Consider the following 16,039-nt stretch of genomic DNA (forward strand, 5'->3'; position numbering starts at 1 on the left):
CGGCTGGTGCGGCATCGACGAGCAGGCGGCCTCGCCTCGGGAGAATTGAACCACGACGGCGGCAGCATCCGCTTCACGCGCTCCGTCGCCTTGGCTGAGGTGCAGGGTTTCCGCCCAGCACACAGTGGGTACGCTGCTTCTACAGCGAACCAAACCACTAACCAAACGGAGGGTCACCCATGCACGCCGTGCTCGAATACACCTACGCCGACAACTACCTTGAGTCCCGCGAACAGTACCGCGCAGACCACCTGAAGGCAGGGTGGAAAGCAGTGGAACGCGGCGAGCTTCTGCTCGGCGGAGCAGTTGGCGAAGACCCCTTCAAAGGGCTGCTCATCTTCACCGGCGGGAACCCGCTCCAGGCGGCCAAGGCGTTTGCAGCCGCAGACCCCTACGTCATCAATGGCGTCGTTACGTCGTGGACCGCCAACCCGTGGACCACGGTTTTAGGCAACGGGGCCGCCTCACCGGTCCGCCCCTGACGTCGCGTTACTACACGGCCTGACCTACTCGGCGATGTCCTCGGCCCACAGCTCCGGCTTGTCGGACTGGAACGAGCGCATCATGTCCACGCAACGCTGATCATCCAGGACCACCACCTCAACCCCGCGTGCGCGCAGGAGGTCCAGTTCGCCGTCGAACGTCTGTGCTTCCCCCACTACCACGCGGGGGATCTTGAACTGGATGATCGTTCCCGCGCACATGGCACACGGGGCCAGGGTGGTGTACAGCGTGGTGTCCTGGTAGCTCTTCTGCCGGCCGGCGGCGCGGAGTGCGGACATTTCCCCGTGCGCGATCGGATCGGCATTCTGGACCCGTTCGTTGTGCCCGCTGGCGAAGACCTCGCCGTCCCGGGCGATCGAAGCCCCGATGGGGATGCCGCCCTCGGCCAGGCTTTTTTGGGCGGCCTGGTAGGCGGCCTCGAATGCCGGAAGGTCCGTGCTCTCCAGTGCCGGCGCGGCGAATTGGTGCTGTTCGTGGGTCATAGCGGGGACTTTACGTCGTCGTGTGCGGCGATGGACTCGGCGATCCGTTTGATTGCCTCGAGTGTTGCCGGGATGCCGTCCAGCGCCTGCTGCGTGCGGTCGGCGATCTGGGCGTCAGCGTCAGCGCCGTATTTCTCCCGGAACATGGCTAGACCGTCGGGCAGGAATTCCCAGGACTCAGTCAGGACGGTTCCGGCAGCTGCCGGGGAGAGGGTGAAGCCCCAGCGGACGTATTTGCCGCCCACCATCCAGGCGAACTCGCGGCCGCGGTCGGCTGCCACTACCTGCGAACGGGTTTCCCACGTCCGGTGCGGGAGCTCGTTCCGCCCGGTGAACCATGCGCCGGGCTGGCCGGCGTCTGCCTCGTCGTCCCACCAGCACGACGTACAGACCGGGCTCCACTCACCGGTACGGGTGACGTCGGAGACCAGGTCGTAGAGGGTCTCGGCGGATGCGTTGACCGTGACGGAGTCCTGGTGTTGGCGGATGCTGCTCTGGTTCATGGCTCCATCCTTGCAGACACCCACTTCTCCTGCCGCCGGCTGCGCACCAGGAACTGCTCCTGGGCAGGAATAGGCTCCGGCGCGGAAGCTCTGCAAAAACTGAGCTCAACCTGATCATCCGCCGCCGCCCGGCCTATACGATTTCCTGGACACCCGGACCACGGGATCCGAGCGACCAAAATTGGGGGAATCAATGCAGGAACTGGGCCGGATTTATTGGACCCGGCAGGGGCTGCGCCTGGCGTATTCGGCGGTACTTATTTGGCTCGCCGTCGCAGTGATGTCGGCGCTCATGGCAAAGGCGACGCCGACAGCTGGACCGGGTCCGGCTTCGGCCGCTGGGGTGTTGCGCGGCCTGTTTGACGGAGTCGTCGCCGCGGTCACTGTGCCTGGCGTCGCCGCAGTGGTTCTGGGCATTGCCGCAGCGGTCATGACGAGCCGCGATGTCCGACGCCGCGACCCGGTACGCCGCTTCACCCGCCAGCAGCGCCGCGAAGGGATGGCGCGGGCTAACGGGCTGTGCGAGTTGGAAGCCGGCTTGGGGCGCCGCTGCGGCCGCCCGGCAGAGCATGGCGACCACTTCTACCCGTGGTCCAAGGGCGGGTCCACCAGCCTCCAGAACTTCGTTGCCGCGTGCGCCAGGTGCAACCGCGCCAAGCGGGCGAGGATCCCGTCTCCGGGCCAGCAACGCCGGATGGAACGACGACGGCGGGACTACCTTCCGCCGTCGGCCTCGGTCAGCGTGGGCGAGCGTCAGCCGCTGCCCTGAGCCCCGGGACGGAGCGGGAGCTTCCGGTCAGTCGCTTCGGCTGAGGCGTTTGGCCCGGTTTGCGTGCCGCCCTCCTCGGCCTTGGTGAGCGTGAAGATCCCGTAGCGCATGGCCCCGGTGCGGTAGGCCAGGATCAGGCGGGGAATGCCGGGAAACGAGTTGCGGTTGCGGGACCGAAGGGCAAGCCGGCGCATCTCGGGATCCAAGAGCAGGGCCTTCACCAGCCGGCGAGCGCAGATCGGCCAGGTGCGGGCGACCCTGCGGCTGACATCCTCATAGCCGGTGACCGTAAAGCCCGCGTCCGTTGCCATCGACTCATAATCCTCACGTGTGCCCATCGATGGCAGGCGCCCCTCGCGGCAGATCGGCTCGAGCAGGTGGCGGACCTTCCACCCGCTGGCGCCGGTCTCGGCAAGCCACGCGCAGATGACGAACCGTCCGCCTGGCGCCAGTGCGCGGTGCGCCTCGGCGAAAAACCGGGGCTTGTCCACCATGTGCTCGCTCGACTCGATGGCCCACGCGGCCCCGGCCGAGGCGTCGTCCAGCCCGTTGGCGAGCCAGTCGCGGACCCGGATGTCCACGCCGGCGACGGGGTGCGCGGCGGCGTAGCGGGCCTGCTCGGCGGACAGCGTGAAGCCGGTGACGCCAACCCCGCGAGTCGCCGCGAGCCGCCGTGCCGTGGAGCCATAGCCGCAGCCGATGTCCACGCACGCTTGGCCCGGCAACAGTCCCAGCCGGTCGCCAACAGCGTCCACCAGCGCCTCGACGGCCTCGGCAGCTGTCTCGCGGCCCGTCGTCCAAAGCCCGTGATGGACGTGCTCGCCCCACACCCGGCGGTAGATCGGATCAAGCTCGTCGTAGTGATCCGCCACTGCCTCGGCGTTCTGGGGGATATCGGAGACGATCACGCCCCGACCCTACAACGGGGCATCAAAACGAAGGAAGGGTCAACAACCGGTTGCCCCGACCGCCCTGCAGGCATTCACGCGGCCGTGGGCCCAGTCAGTCCCGATGGCGCCAACTGTGTCGGTGGTGGATTCCACCCTGGCGCGGATGTCCGAGGCGGTGCCTCCGGGGTTGGTGCTGCGGGCGAGCGCGGCGACTGCGGCAACAATCGGTGAGGCCGTCGAGGTGCCGCTGCCGATGTCGTACCCCTGGGAACGGTTGTACTCCCGGGCGAGGACGAACTTGTGGTTGGGGAAGGTGGAGTAGACGCTGACCCCCGGCGCTGCCACATCTACCCAGGCACCGTAGGTGGAGAACGACGCCTTCGTGTCGTTGTTGTCCGTTGCCCCCACGGCAATGACGTTCGGGTAGGCTCCCGGGTAATTCATGCTGGTGTTCCCGCCGTTGCCGGCTGCAGCAACCAGTACCACGCCCGCGTTCCAGGCGTTGTTGACCGCAGTTTCCAGGGTGCTTGACGCGCCGACAGCCAGGCTCATGTTGATGACCTGGGCGCCATTCTTGACGGCCCAGTTGATGCCGTTCGCAAGGCCTGAGCTGGACCCTGCTCCGGTGTCGCTGAGGATTTTGCTGGCCAGGATGCTGCATCCCGGGCACACTCCGGCCACGCCAATGCCGTTGTTGGCGGTGGCCGCGACGATCCCGGCGACGTGTGTTCCGTGCCCGTAGTTGTCGTCGTTGCTTCTGGACGTGGTGTAGTTGACCCGTGCCACCACCTTCGGGGTGATGTCGGGGTTGTCCAGGGCGACGCCGGAATCGAGGACAGCAACCTTGATTCCCGTGCCGGTGGTAACGGTCCAGGCTTCCACGGCGTCCACATCGGCGTCAGTGGTCCCGGCGGGAACCGTCACCGTACCGTCGGTGTTCGTGAACGACTGGCCTGTGTTCTGCAGGGCGTATTGCCGGGGAAAGTAGGTGTCGTCCGAGGCCGGAGTAACCACGTAGTCCGGTTCGGCGTACTCCACCACAGGGTTCCGGCCCAGCGCGGCGACGAGCTGCAACTCCTTCCCCGCCGGCACGGTAATCAGGTGCGCGCCAGTGCTGCCCACATCCGGACCATCGCTGAGTCCGTGGGCGCGGAGGACGCCCGCCGCACCGGCATTGTCGCGGAACTTGACCAGGATCTGCCCTGCCGTAATCGTCGGCGTGGGTGCGGCGTTGCCCGGGACCACCGCGCCCAGCAGGCTGCCAATAACCAGGAGAAGGGCGGCGAAGCTCGCCAGCACAAGCTTTTTCATGGGGCTATCTTCCGCGCACACGGCACGGCTGGATAGGGGGAAAGACCCTTGATAAGTTTTCCGGCTACCCGGGCAGTGGGCAGCAGGCAGGACAGGAGGGACGACGGTGGCACTTGCGTCCCGCCGCCGTCCGTCCACCGGTCCCTACCAGTTCGTCGTTGACACGCTGGAGTGAAGGTTTGTCGGGGGTGTCGCTTACAGTAAAAGCCGACGACGAGATGCACTAAACATCGGACCTCAATGGACTACTACGCCATCAATTCCCTGCGGGAGAACCATGCAGGCTGGTCACTGCTCCGTGCCCAGAATGCGCCGCTGGCACTGACGTTTTTCATGGCCGCTTTCACGGGTCCAAACCAGCGCAACCTGAGCCGGCAGGAGCTGATCGACGTCCTGGATGACGTGCTGTTCGGCCTCCGCGACAGCGAAGGCGAGGACAGGTTCCCCCGTCCCGCAGGTGAATACCTTGATGACTGGGCGGCCGACGACCGCCAATGGCTGAGAAAGTACTACGTCCCCGGCGAGGACGAACCCCATTACGATCTCACGGCGGCCGCGGAGGACGTGGTCCGCTGGGTGGAGAACCTGCGCGGGCGGGACTTCGTCGCAACCCAATCCAGGCTCACCAGCATCTTCGCGGTCCTAAAACAGCTGGTGCAGCAGTCCGAGACGGACCCGGAGGTGCGGCTCGCAGAGCTGCAGCGCCAGCGGGACGGGATCGACGCCGAGATGCAGCGGATCCGCGAAGGCAACATCCGCGTTATGACCGGCCCGGAGGCATTGGACCACTTCCAGCAGCTGACGTCCCTGGCCAAGGACCTGCTGTCCGACTTCCGTGAGGTGGAGCAGAACTTCCGGAAACTGGACCGCCAGGTCCGCGAGCAGATCGCCACGTGGGACGGCACGCAGGGTGAACTGTTGGAGTCCATTTTCGACAACCAGCAGGACATCAGCAGCTCCCTCCAGGGGCGCACGTTCCAGGGGTTCTGGGACTACCTGATGTCGCCCCAGCTCCGCACCGAGCTGCAGGACCTGCTTCAGCGCGCCACCCGGATCGAAGCCCTGGCCAACGCGGACAGCCTGAACGCGCTAGCCAACCTCCACCAGGACTGGCTTCCCGCCGTTGAACAGACCCAGGCCACGGTCCGCCAGCTTTCCCAGCAAATGCGCCGGCTCCTGGACGACAAGGTGTTCCTGGAGAACAAACGCATCATGCAGCTGATCCGCCGCATTGAGTCCGGTGCATTGGGCACCCGGGAGGCGCCGCCGTCGGGCGCTTTCATGGAAATTGACGCCCCATCCGTGGACGTGGTGCTTCCCTTTGAACGGCCCCTCTATGAGCCCAGCCGCAAAGTGCTGGTGGACGACGCCGTCGAAACAGCCGACGACGCCGACGTGGACGCCTCGGCCCTGTTCGGCCAGTTCTTCGTGGACAAGGAACGCCTGCAGGCCAACATCGACTCCATTCTCGCCGGGACCGAGCAGGCCACACTCGCCGAAGTCACGGCAGCGTACCCGCTCTCCCAAGGCTTGGCGGAGGTTGTGGCGTACTACCAGCTGGCCACCGAATCGGACTGGGCCACCATCAACCCGGAACAGTCCCAACGCCTGACCTGGCAGCTGCCGGACGGCTCCACCCGCGAAGCCACCATCGAACAGATCATTTTCGGAAGGCCGGCATGAACGTCCCCGCCACAGCTGACAGTGAAGCCCGCACGCCTGAGGAGCTTCCGGCCGTCGTCACCCGGCTCTTCAAGGGCGTGCTGTACGCGGAGAACGACGAGAAGCTGTGGCAGTCCCTGCTCGGGCTGACCTCGCACGTGCGCGACTACGTGGCGGTGCTGGGCCTGGACCTGTTGCTGGACGAGTCTGAAGGGTACGCGTTCCTCCGGTCCAAGGATGATCCAGACGGCACGCTCCCCCGGCTCATCGCCCGCCGCACCCTGACCTTCAATGTCAGCCTGCTGCTGGCCCTGCTCCGCCGCCGCATGATGGAGTTCGACATCAACAGCAGCGAGGTCCGGCTCATCATGACCGAACAGGAGATCGCGGACATGGTCTCGGTGTTCCTGCCCGAATCAAGCAACGAGGCCCGCGTCCTGGACCGGCTGGGGGCTGACATCAAGAAAGTGGTGGAGCTCGGCTTCCTGCGCAAGCTCAGGGGGCAGACGGACACGTACGAGGTGGCACGGATCCTGAAGGCGTACGTGGATGCGCAGTGGCTGGAGGAGTTCGACGCACGGCTGGATGACTATCGCCGGACGCTCGCCGGCGAGCCGCCCGCCTCTACGGAGCAGGGCAAGGCAACCGAAGCCGCACGCACAATTGGGGAGGACCAGTGACCACGGATTTGGGCACGGACCTGCAGGAGAGCCTGTTCAGTCTGGATGAAACATCTGCCGACGGCGGCACTCCCCCGGGCTTCCGGCTGAACCGCCTGGAGCTGCTCAACTGGGGCACCTTCCATCAGGGGGTGCGCACGTTCCGACTGGACGGGGCCAACAGCCTGCTCACCGGCGACATCGGTTCGGGAAAGTCCACGGTGGTGGATGCGATCACCACACTGCTGCTTCCGGCGCACAAAATCGAGTACAACAAGGCCGCAGGGGCGCAGAAGAAGGAACGCTCCCTCATGTCGTACGTCCGGGGCTTCCACAAGAGTGCCCGGAGCGCCGGTGGAGAGTACTCCAAGCCGGTACCTTTGCGCGCCACCGGCCAGCTGACGGTGGTGCTGGGCGTTTTCCACAACGCCGTGCTCGGCAAGTGGGTCACGCTGGGCATCACGTTGTGGGCTACTCAGGAGGCGGGGCAGCCCAACCGGTTCTACTCGCTCGCGGAAGCGGACCAGACGATTGCGGCGGACTTCAGCAATTTTGGCCAGGACCCTATGAAGCTAAAGAAGAAGCTGCGTGCGGCCGGCGTATCGGTTCACGACGCCTTCGACCCGTACTCCGCAGCTTTCAAGCGCCAGTTCGGGATCAGCGGTAACCAGGCCATGGAGCTGTTCCACCGCACGGTGTCCATGAAGCAGGTGGAGAACATCACCTCGTTCGTCCGCGGCAACATGCTGGAGGAGGACGACGTCGCCGCCCGGATCACTAACCTGATCCACCACTTCGACGACCTGAAGAAAGCCCACGACGCCGTCCTCCGGGCCAAGGACCAGATCGCCCTGCTGACACCCATCAAGGAAGGCGCCGCCCTCCATGCCGGGCTGACCGCCGACGACGAGCTGGCCCGGAAACAGCGTGACCAGCTGCATCCGTGGTTCACGGACCGGAAACTGCAGCTGAGCCTGGAGCACCAGGCCGAGCTGGAGCGCACCGGTGTGCGGCTGCAGGAGGACTGGACTCGGCTGAACGGCGAAGTCAAGCAGCTGCGCCGGGACCTGGCCGGAGTGGATGAGGACATCCGCACCAACGGCGGCGGACGTCTCGCAGCAATCGACGCCGAACTTGCTGCTTTGGCCGCCAAGTCCGCCGAGCAGCGGCAGCGGTTCGAGGCCTACTCGGATGCAGCCGCGGAGCTTGGCCTGCAGGCCCCGGAGGACCGTGTCCTCTTTGACGCGAACCGGGCCCGCCTCGCCACCGTGGAACAGGAGTTGGCGGACCGGTCCAACGTGTTGCACGAAGAGCGGACAACGCTGTCCATCAGGCAAGCGGAACTCACCTCCAAGTCAGCGGAGATCAAGGCCGAGCTCACCAGCCTGCAGGCCCGCCGCAACCTGATCCCCCTACCCCAGCTGGACATCCGCCGTCGGCTCTGCGAAGGCACCGGGATCACGGACAGCGACCTGCCGTTCGTGGGCGAGCTGCTCAAGGTCCGCGAGGGCGAAGCCGCGTGGGAGGGCGCCGCGGAACGGACCCTCCACGGGTTCGCCCTCTCGCTCCTGGTCCCCGCGGAGCACTACTCCGCGGTCAGCAGCTGGGTGGACGCAAACAACCTGCGGGGCCGGCTGGTGTACCTGAGAATCGGGGAGTCCTACGCGCCCGGGGCCGCCGAGCCTGGCACGCTGGCGGCGAAGATCGCCATCAAGCAGGGGACCCCGTTCAGGGACTTCCTGCAGGACGAGCTCAGCAGCCGGTTCGATTACTTCTGCTGCGAGAACCTGGCTGATTTCCGCCGCTACCCGAAGGCGCTGACACCCAACGGCCAACTCAAAGGCGGGCGGGGCCGGCATGAGAAGGACGACCGCAAGGACCTGGCCGACCGGCGCAACTACGTGCTGGGATGGGACAACCACGACAAGATTGCCGGGTTCCGCGCCGACCTGGACGAGGTACAGGGCACGCTGAAGGTCGTGGCCGGGCAGCTGGAGCGCGTCAACATCAAGCTGGGGTCGCTGGGCCGGCACAACCAGCAGCTCGGCACCGTCCGTTCCGTCACGGAATTCGGCGAGATCAGCTGGCAGGCCACGGCCCGCAGCATCGAAGACCTGAAGGCAGAGAAGCGGGCCCTGGAAACCACCAGCGACGTCCTGCAGCAGCTGATGGCCAAGCAACAACAGGTCACGAAGGAACTGGACCGGCTGGAGGAGAAAGCGGGGAAGCTGCGCGAGCGGCTCGGCGCGAACGAGAAGGACGCCAGGGACATCGCCGAGGCAATCGAGGAGTGCCGGGCCATCCTGGTTGACACGCCGGTGACTGACGACGCGGGGATGCTGGCCGCCGTCGGACGCCTCACCTCCACAACGCTCGGGGACAAGCCGCTCACCTATAAGAACACCGCCACAGTGGAGAGCGCCGTGCGGAACATCCTGACGGACACCATCGACGCGCTGTCCAAGAGGATCGCCCGAGCAGCGGAGAGCACAGTGACCAAGATGGCGGACTTCCGCAACAAGTACCCAAATGAAACCACCGATGTCGACGCTTCGCTGGAAGCCGCGGCTGACTACAACCGGCTGCTGGAGCAGCTGGAGGGGAACGACCTGCCCCGGTTCGAGACCCAGTTCAAGGACCTGCTGAACCAGAACACCATCCGCGAGGTGGTGGCGTTCAATGCGTTCCTGGACAGCCGGCGGCAGAACATCATTGACCGGATCGGCGAGATCAACCAGTCCCTGGCCGGTATTCCGTACAACACGGGCCGGCACATCCAGCTGGAGCACCAGGCCACGGCGGACCAGGACGTGCGCGAGTTCGGCAGCGACCTGCGGGCGTGCTCTGAGGGGACCATCGGCGGGACGGACCAATACTCCGAGCAGAAATATCTGCAGGTGGAGCGGCTGATCGACAGGTTCCGGGGCCGGGAAGGACTGACGGACCTCGACCGGAAATGGACGGCGAAGGTGACCGACGTGCGGAACTGGTTCACGTTCTCGGCGTCGGAGAAGTGGACGGAGACCGGCGAGGAATACGAGCACTTCACGGATTCTGGCGGCAAGTCCGGCGGCCAGAAGGAGAAGCTGGCATACACCATCCTTGCGGCGGCCCTGGCGTTCCAGTTCGGGCTGGGGTCCGGCAAGGGAGCGGGCAGGAACGCCGGCAACGGCAGGAGCTTCCGGTTCGTGGTGATTGACGAGGCGTTCGGCCGCGGCTCGGACGAGTCCGCCCGGTATGGGCTGGAGCTGTTCGAGCGGATGCAGCTGCAACTGCTGATCGTCACTCCCCTGCAGAAGATCCACGTCATCGAGCCCTTCGTCTCGCACGTGGGCTTCGTGGCGAACATCAACGGTGATGATTCCCAGCTGCGCAACCTGACCATCCAGGAGTACCGCGAGGAGAAGGACCGGCGTGGCCACTAAGGCGTGGACCACGCTGGCGGACCTGAGGGCCCAGTCACTGAAGGCGTGGAGCAGCGGTTCACTCCTCCGGGAGCTGCTGGAGCCCAGCGGACTGTACCCGCGCCGTCGTCCCTTGAAGCGTCCGACGGCGGCAGAACTGCTCAGCGATTACGCGGCGGTCCGCGCGTGGGCAGGTGAGCTTTTTTCCGGGGCAGGTGCCTACTCGTTGGAGACGGTAGAGACCGGGCGGCGGACTGTCGGGGCCAATTCCCTTCCGAGTGCCGCTGTATTTGCCACGGTTGAGGACGAGATCGGCTTTGTGGGGAAGGCGCGGGAGGCTGGCGTCTTCCGGTCTCTGGCCGAGGGGCTGGCCGGACTGGATCCCCAGCTGGTGGACTGGGCGGCGAGGCGGCCGCTGAAGCTTCTCGAACTTGGCCCGGCGGCCGTGACTGCGGCGCACGTAGCGTTGTGGCTGCGGGAGAACCCGGCGCCGGGTATCTACGTCCGCCAGTTGGGCCTGCCCGGGGTGCACACGAAATTCATCGAGCGGCACCGGCAGGTTATTGACCAAATGCTGGCCACCCTCGAGCCTTCTTCGCGCGACCAGGAAATGTCCGCGGGTGACGACGAGCTGGAGTCCTCGGGCCATGATGCGGGGCTCGAAGACAGCGCAGGAAGGACACCTGCGGCGAGATTCGCCCGCCGGCACGGGTTCCTGCACCCTCCGGAGCTCGTGAGGTTTCGGCTGTTGGATCCTGACATTGAGCAGTTTGGTGGGGCACGGGACATCACATTGACAGCCGAAGCGTTCGGCGGGTTGCGGCTGCCGGTGGATACCGTCATCGCAACGGAGAACCAGGTCAATTTCCTGGCGCTTCCCGACCGCCCAGGGACGCTGGCACTTTTTGGGGGCGGGTACGGATTCTCTTCCCTGCGGGACGCCGCATGGCTCCGTGACTGCCGTGTCCTCTACTGGGGCGACATTGACACCCACGGCTTCCGGATCCTCGACCAGCTCCGGGCCGCCCATCCGCATGTGGAGAGTGTCCTGATGGATGAGCGAACCCTGCTTGCACACAGGGATGCCTGGGGTAAGGAGGAGACGCCCTCGCGGGCGGCGCTTGCGAGGCTGACGGCGGCAGAAGCGGCGTTCTACGAATCGCTGGGGAACAGCACCTATGGCTCGAATATTCGCCTGGAGCAGGAGCTGATCAACTGGTCCTGGGCGCTCAAAGAGCTGAGGGCCTGAGTCCTTATCCCGATTACCGGGCCACGCCGAGAAAAGACAGCGAGCGACTGCTCCACAGCCACCATCGTTTCCGAATTCGTAGCGGCTCACGCCGGCCAGTCTTCTGAATCTGCTCGACGAAATCCTGGTCGTCTGTAATGCGGTCGGTGGCTGCGACGGCGCGCGCCTGGCGCTGGGTTGGAGCACGGGGCCTTCCACCAGAGCGAAGGGGAAGGGCGACGACGGCACGTGCGTCGCGCCGTCGTCCTTCCTTCTCTGCCGGGCACCCGCCCGGCGGCCCCTACGGGTGCACCAGCACCTTCACCGCCGTGTCCTTATGGTTGATCAGCGTGTCGAAGCCCTGCTCCACCAGGTCCTCCAGCGCGATCCGGCCGGTGATGAACGGCTTGAGGTCCACCTTGCCCTCCTGCACCATCTTGATCACGGCGGGGTGGTTCCGGACGTAAGCGATGGTGCCGCGCAGGTCGATCTCCTTGAGCACGATCTTCTGCATGTCGATGGTGGCTGGCGCGCCCCAGATGGACACGTTGACCACCACGGCGCCGTGCCGGACGGCGTCGAGCATGGTGTCCAGCACCGCGTTCACGCCGGCGCACTCGAACGCGACGTCGGCCCCCGCCCCGCCGGTAAGCTCCCGCACCCGCGCCGGGACGTCCTCCTTGCTCGGGTCCAGCACATGGTTCGCAACGCCGCTGGAGGTGGCCTTCTCCTTGCGCGCCTGGCTGAGCTCGCTGATGATCGTGGTCACCCCCATGCCCTTCAGGACCGCGGCGGTGAGCAGGCCGATCGGCCCGGACCCGCCCACAAGTGCCGTGTCGCCGGCCTTCACGCCGCTGCGCGCCACCGCGTGGTGCGCCACGGACAGCGGCTCGATCAGCGCCGCCTCATCCAGCGGGATGTCCCCGATGGGGTGCACCCACCGCTGGTCCACCACGATCTTCTCGCTCAGCCCTCCCCCGCCGCCGGACAGCCCGATGAAGCCCATCTGCCGGCACAGGTGGTAGCTGCCCGCCTGGCACATGTCGCAGGTCCCGTCCACAAAATACGGTTCGACGACGACGTTGTCCCCCTTCGCCAGGCCCGTCACCCCTTCGCCCACGTCAGAGACAGTCCCGGAGAATTCGTGCCCCAGGGTCACCGGGGATTCCTCGTGCGAGAGCGGGTGCGGATGCCCTGGTGCCGGGCAGAAGATGGGCCCTTCCAGGTATTCGTGCAGGTCGGTGCCGCAGATGCCGCACCACGCGACGTCGATCTTCACCGCCCCGGCGCGGAGTTCCGGCTCCGGGATGTCCTCGATGCGGATGTCCTTGCGGGCGTGGAAACGTGCTGCCTTCATGGTGGGTTCTTCCTTTAGCGGGTGTGGTGGCTGGGCTGCAGTTCGTACACCGGCGTCTCCAGCCCTTCCATCCGGGCCTTGAGCTGCAGGGCCAGGTAGGAGGAGTAGTGCCGGCTCTGGTGCAGGTTGCCGCCGTGGATCCAGAGGTTGGGGACGTTGGTTGGTTTCCACATATTGCGCAGCTCCCCCTCCCATGGGCCAGGGTCTTTTGGCGTGTCTGAGCCGTAGCCCCAGCATTTGCCCACCCGGTCGGCGATTTCCGGAGAGACCAGGTCCGCCAGCCAGCCGTTCATCGAGCCGTACCCGGTGGCGTAGACGATGAGGTCGGCCTCCAGCTCAGTGCCGTCCGCCATCACCACGGCGTTGCCGGTGATCTTGGAAACCTGCCCGTTCTTCAGCTTCACCCGGCCATCGATGATCAGCTGGGAGGCGCCGACGTCGATGTAGTAGCCGGAGCCGCGCCGCAGGTACTTCAGGAACAGGCCGGACCCGTCCACGCCGAAGTCCAGGTCGAACCCGGCGGCCTCCAGCTGGGAGTAGAACTCCGCGTCCCGCTTCGCCATCTCCTGGTACACAGGCACCTGCGCCTCGGGCAGGATGCGCATGGGAAGGGACGCGAACAGCAGGTCCGCCTTCTCCGTGGTGACGCCGTTGGCGAGCGCCTTCTCCGAGTACAGGTCCCCCAGTGCCAGGTCCATCAGGGATTCGCTGCGGGCGATGTGCGTGGAGGAACGCTGCACCATGGTGACGTCGGCGCCGTGCTCCCACAGATCCGCGCAGATGTCATGCGCGGAGTTGTTGGAGCCGATCACCACAGCCTTCTTCCCGGTCCAGTCCCCGCCGCCGGGGTGCTGCGAGGAGTGCCGCTGCTCCCCCAGGAAGGACTGCGCGCCGTCGAACGCGGGGATGTTCGGGTAGCCGGAGACGCCCAGGGCGAAGACCAGTTGCTTGGGCCGCAACGTCACAGGCGACCCGTTGCGGAGGACGCTGACCGCCCATTCCTGCGTGCCGTCGTCGTACTCCGCGCCGACGCACTGTGTGCCGGACCAGTAGTTCAGCTCCATGATGCGGGTGTAGTGCTCCAGCCAGTCGCCGATCTTGTCTTTGGCGGCGAAGACGGGCCAGTCGTCCGGGAACTTCAGGTAGGGCAGGTGGTCGTACCAGACGGGGTCGTGCAGGTGCAGGGACTTGTAGCGGTTGCGCCAGGAGTCGCCCGGGTTGTGATTCTTCTCGATAACGATGGTGGGCACGCCCAGCCGCCGCAACCGGGCCGCGAGGCCGATGCCGCCCTGCCCGCCGCCGATGATCACGCAGTAGGGCTGCTCCTCGTAGCCGAGCCGCACCTCCTGCTCCTCTTTGAGTTCCTTCCAAGAGCGGCGGCCGCGGATGATTTCGTGGGCGACGCCCTGTTCGCGGCGCGGGCCCTTCTTCTCCTCGAAGCCCTTCAGCTCCTGCATGGTGGTGAGCAGCGTCCAGCATTTGCCGTTCCGCAGCCGGAGGTGGCCGTAGCCGCTGGCGGCGCCGGTTTCGAACGTGATCCAGGCTTCCACGGTCCCGTTAGGCGCGGCGCTGCCTGTGGCGTCCTCGGCGAGCGCCCAGTTGGCGGGCTGGACATGGTCCAGCGTGGCTTCCAGCATGCTGCGGATGTCCGCCTTGCCTTCCAGGGTTTTCAGGTTCCAGGTGAACGCCACGAAGTCGCGCCAGTAGCTCTCCTCCTCGAAGAGGTCCAGCGCGGCGTCCAGGTCGCGCCGCTCCAGCGCGCCGTCCAGGCTGGCCAGCCAGGCTTGCGCGGCGGCGGTGGGTGTTTCGGTCATCTCCACTCCTTTGTGTGCGGTCCCTCAGGTGGTCCGGGCGGCCCTTTCCCGCCGGGGTCCCTGCGGTATGCTGGGGCGGGCGTGAGCTGCATCACTATTGGAACGCGGCGGGGGTAACAAGCGCGTTACACGGGCACTGCCGGCAAGGACGCCGGCGGTGAGGAGGAAACGGTGGACTACAGCCTGAGGTTCTCGGACCCGGCGAAGTACGCGCGCGCCCTCCGCCGCGCACACGAACTGGTCATCTCCGGTGTCCCGCGCCCGGAGATCCCCGTGCCGCTAGCGGAGTCGTGGCGGCGGTCCATGGCGCTGGGCATCAGCCCGGACCAGCACAGCCCGCGGCACCTGCACGATCCGTCCGAGGTGGTTCAGCTGCGGCGGGAGCACCGGCTGCAGCGGGTGATGCCGGCGCTGCAGGACCTGCTGGCCGACGATTCCAGTTCCGGCCGGCACCTGCTGGTGCTCACCGACGCAGGCGGCGAGATCCTGTGGCGGGTGGGCAGCCGTGAGGCGCTGCGGCGGGCGGACCGGCTGGAATTCTCCGAGGGGGCGGACTGGTCCGAGGCGGGCATCGGCACCAACGCCATCAGCGAGGCGCTGGTCACAGGCGGGCCGGTGCAGCTGTTCTCCGCTGAGCACCTGGTCCGCACCCACCACGACTGGGCGTGCACGGCGGCCCCCATCAGAGACCCTTTGACGGGCGCGTTGCTGGGCGTGCTGGACGTCTCCGGTCCGCTGGACACGATCAGCGCCGATACGCTGCGGATGGTGCGGTGCGCGGTCCGGGTGGCGGAGTCGCTGCTGGGAACGTCCGACGGCGGTGCCTCCCAGGATACTTCGTCTTCCGCGGGTGCGTCCCGGCCGAGTCCGCGGCCAGATATTGCGGTGGCTTCGTTGGAACTGCTGGGCGACAAGCCTGCCGCGGTGCTTGCCGACGGCAGCCGGGTGCCACTGACGCTGCGCCGGGCGGAGATCCTGGCGCTGCTGGATTCGAGGTCGCAGGGCTGGAGCGCCGAGGAGCTGGCGTACGAGCTGCACGGGGATGCGGGCACGCCGCAAGCCATCCGGACCGAGATGTTCCGGGTGCGGTCCATGCTGGGTGGTGCGGTGGAGTCGAACCCGTACCGGCTGGCCGCCGGGCTTGTTGGTTGTTCGGATTCGGGGCGGGTGCTGCGGCTCTTGCGCGCCGGGCGGGTGGCCGAGGCGCTGGAGGCGTACACCGCTCCGCTGCTCAGCCGGTCCGGCGTCCTGGCGGTGCAGCTGCTGCGGGACCAACTGGATTTTGCTGTTGGTTCGGCCGTGCGGGCCAATGGGGATGCCGGGCTGCTGATGCGGTGGTTGTCCACGGACATGGGTGCTAGGGATTTCGAGGCAGTGGAAGCGCTGGGACGGCGGACGGGTCGCGGAGATGCGCGGTACTTATCGTTCCTCGCTTCGCCCGCTCTCGGCCGTTGAT

Annotated in this window: 13 protein-coding genes; 7 read left to right on the forward strand and 6 right to left on the reverse strand. The window is 66.5% G+C overall.

The genetic code is table 11. The features are described 5' to 3' along the window. Positions 1-179: 179 nt before the first annotated feature. Positions 180-482 carry a YciI-like protein gene (locus tag NIBR502771_RS20230; RefSeq protein WP_141161281.1) on the forward strand — a complete coding sequence of 101 codons (303 nt, stop codon included), beginning with the start codon at positions 180-182 and terminating at the stop codon, positions 480-482. 24 nt (positions 483-506) lie between these two features. On the opposite strand, the gene NIBR502771_RS20235 is transcribed toward NIBR502771_RS20230, so the two are convergent. Together NIBR502771_RS20235 and NIBR502771_RS20240 are read right to left on the reverse strand one after the other, a co-directional pair. Then, positions 507-986, reverse strand: coding sequence for a nucleoside deaminase (locus NIBR502771_RS20235; RefSeq protein WP_141161282.1), 480 nt, complete (start codon positions 984-986; stop codon positions 507-509). Next, positions 983-1,489 carry an SRPBCC family protein gene (locus tag NIBR502771_RS20240; protein WP_141161283.1) on the reverse strand — a complete coding sequence of 169 codons (507 nt, stop codon included), beginning with the start codon at positions 1,487-1,489 and terminating at the stop codon, positions 983-985. Before NIBR502771_RS20240 ends, NIBR502771_RS20235 begins: the two co-directional genes overlap by 4 nt. 193 nt (positions 1,490-1,682) lie before the next feature. Here NIBR502771_RS20240 and NIBR502771_RS20245 point away from each other — a divergent pair, with 193 nt between their 5' ends. Beyond that, a complete protein-coding gene (locus NIBR502771_RS20245; RefSeq protein ID WP_141161284.1) occupies positions 1,683-2,258 on the forward strand; it encodes an HNH endonuclease in 576 nt (191 codons plus the stop codon). On the opposite strand, the gene NIBR502771_RS20250 is transcribed toward NIBR502771_RS20245, so the two are convergent. Beyond that, positions 2,243-3,166 carry a class I SAM-dependent methyltransferase gene (locus tag NIBR502771_RS20250; RefSeq protein WP_141161285.1) on the reverse strand — a complete coding sequence of 308 codons (924 nt, stop codon included), beginning with the start codon at positions 3,164-3,166 and terminating at the stop codon, positions 2,243-2,245. The two genes, NIBR502771_RS20245 and NIBR502771_RS20250, sit on opposite strands and share 16 nt — an antisense overlap. Before the next feature lie 39 nt (positions 3,167-3,205). Then, complete coding sequence (locus NIBR502771_RS20255) at positions 3,206-4,459, reverse strand: S8 family serine peptidase (protein WP_141161286.1); 1,254 nt, start codon at positions 4,457-4,459, stop codon at positions 3,206-3,208. Positions 4,460-4,699: 240 nt separating this feature from the next. Between NIBR502771_RS20255 and NIBR502771_RS20260 the strand changes: the two genes are divergently transcribed. Genes NIBR502771_RS20260 through NIBR502771_RS20275 form a run of 4 tightly spaced genes read left to right on the forward strand, consistent with a single transcriptional unit; the run spans position 4,700 to position 11,433 of the window. After that, positions 4,700-6,142, forward strand: coding sequence for a DUF3375 domain-containing protein (locus NIBR502771_RS20260; protein ID WP_141161287.1), 1,443 nt, complete (start codon positions 4,700-4,702; stop codon positions 6,140-6,142). Beyond that, complete coding sequence (locus NIBR502771_RS20265; RefSeq protein ID WP_141161288.1) at positions 6,139-6,801, forward strand: DUF4194 domain-containing protein; 663 nt, start codon at positions 6,139-6,141, stop codon at positions 6,799-6,801. The genes NIBR502771_RS20260 and NIBR502771_RS20265 overlap by 4 nt, the downstream gene beginning before the upstream one ends. Further along, positions 6,798-10,205, forward strand: coding sequence for an ATP-binding protein (locus tag NIBR502771_RS20270; RefSeq protein ID WP_141161289.1), 3,408 nt, complete (start codon positions 6,798-6,800; stop codon positions 10,203-10,205). The genes NIBR502771_RS20265 and NIBR502771_RS20270 overlap by 4 nt, the downstream gene beginning before the upstream one ends. Then, positions 10,195-11,433: a Wadjet anti-phage system protein JetD domain-containing protein gene (locus tag NIBR502771_RS20275; protein ID WP_141161290.1), complete on the forward strand. Its 1,239-nt coding sequence runs from the start codon at positions 10,195-10,197 to the stop codon at positions 11,431-11,433. Before NIBR502771_RS20270 ends, NIBR502771_RS20275 begins: the two co-directional genes overlap by 11 nt. Positions 11,434-11,713: 280 nt before the next feature. Here the strand turns inward: NIBR502771_RS20275 and NIBR502771_RS20280 are convergent, their stop codons facing one another. Both NIBR502771_RS20280 and NIBR502771_RS20285 read right to left on the reverse strand, forming a co-directional pair. Further along, the gene (locus NIBR502771_RS20280) at positions 11,714-12,769 is read right to left on the reverse strand and encodes a 2,3-butanediol dehydrogenase (protein WP_141161291.1); all 1,056 of its coding nucleotides are present in this window, start codon (positions 12,767-12,769) and stop codon (positions 11,714-11,716) included. Positions 12,770-12,783: 14 nt separating this feature from the next. Beyond that, positions 12,784-14,583 (reverse strand): NAD(P)/FAD-dependent oxidoreductase, encoded by a 1,800-nt coding sequence (locus NIBR502771_RS20285; RefSeq protein ID WP_141161292.1) that lies wholly within the window; start codon positions 14,581-14,583, stop codon positions 12,784-12,786. 171 nt (positions 14,584-14,754) lie between these two features. On the opposite strand from NIBR502771_RS20285, the gene NIBR502771_RS20810 reads away from it, so the two are divergent. Further along, positions 14,755-16,038, forward strand: coding sequence for a GAF domain-containing protein (locus tag NIBR502771_RS20810; protein ID WP_168225764.1), 1,284 nt, complete (start codon positions 14,755-14,757; stop codon positions 16,036-16,038). Position 16,039 lies beyond the last annotated feature (1 nt).

Origin of the sequence: Pseudarthrobacter sp. NIBRBAC000502771 (assembly GCF_006517215.1) — a bacterium.
Lineage (GTDB): Bacteria > Actinomycetota > Actinomycetes > Actinomycetales > Micrococcaceae > Arthrobacter > Arthrobacter niigatensis.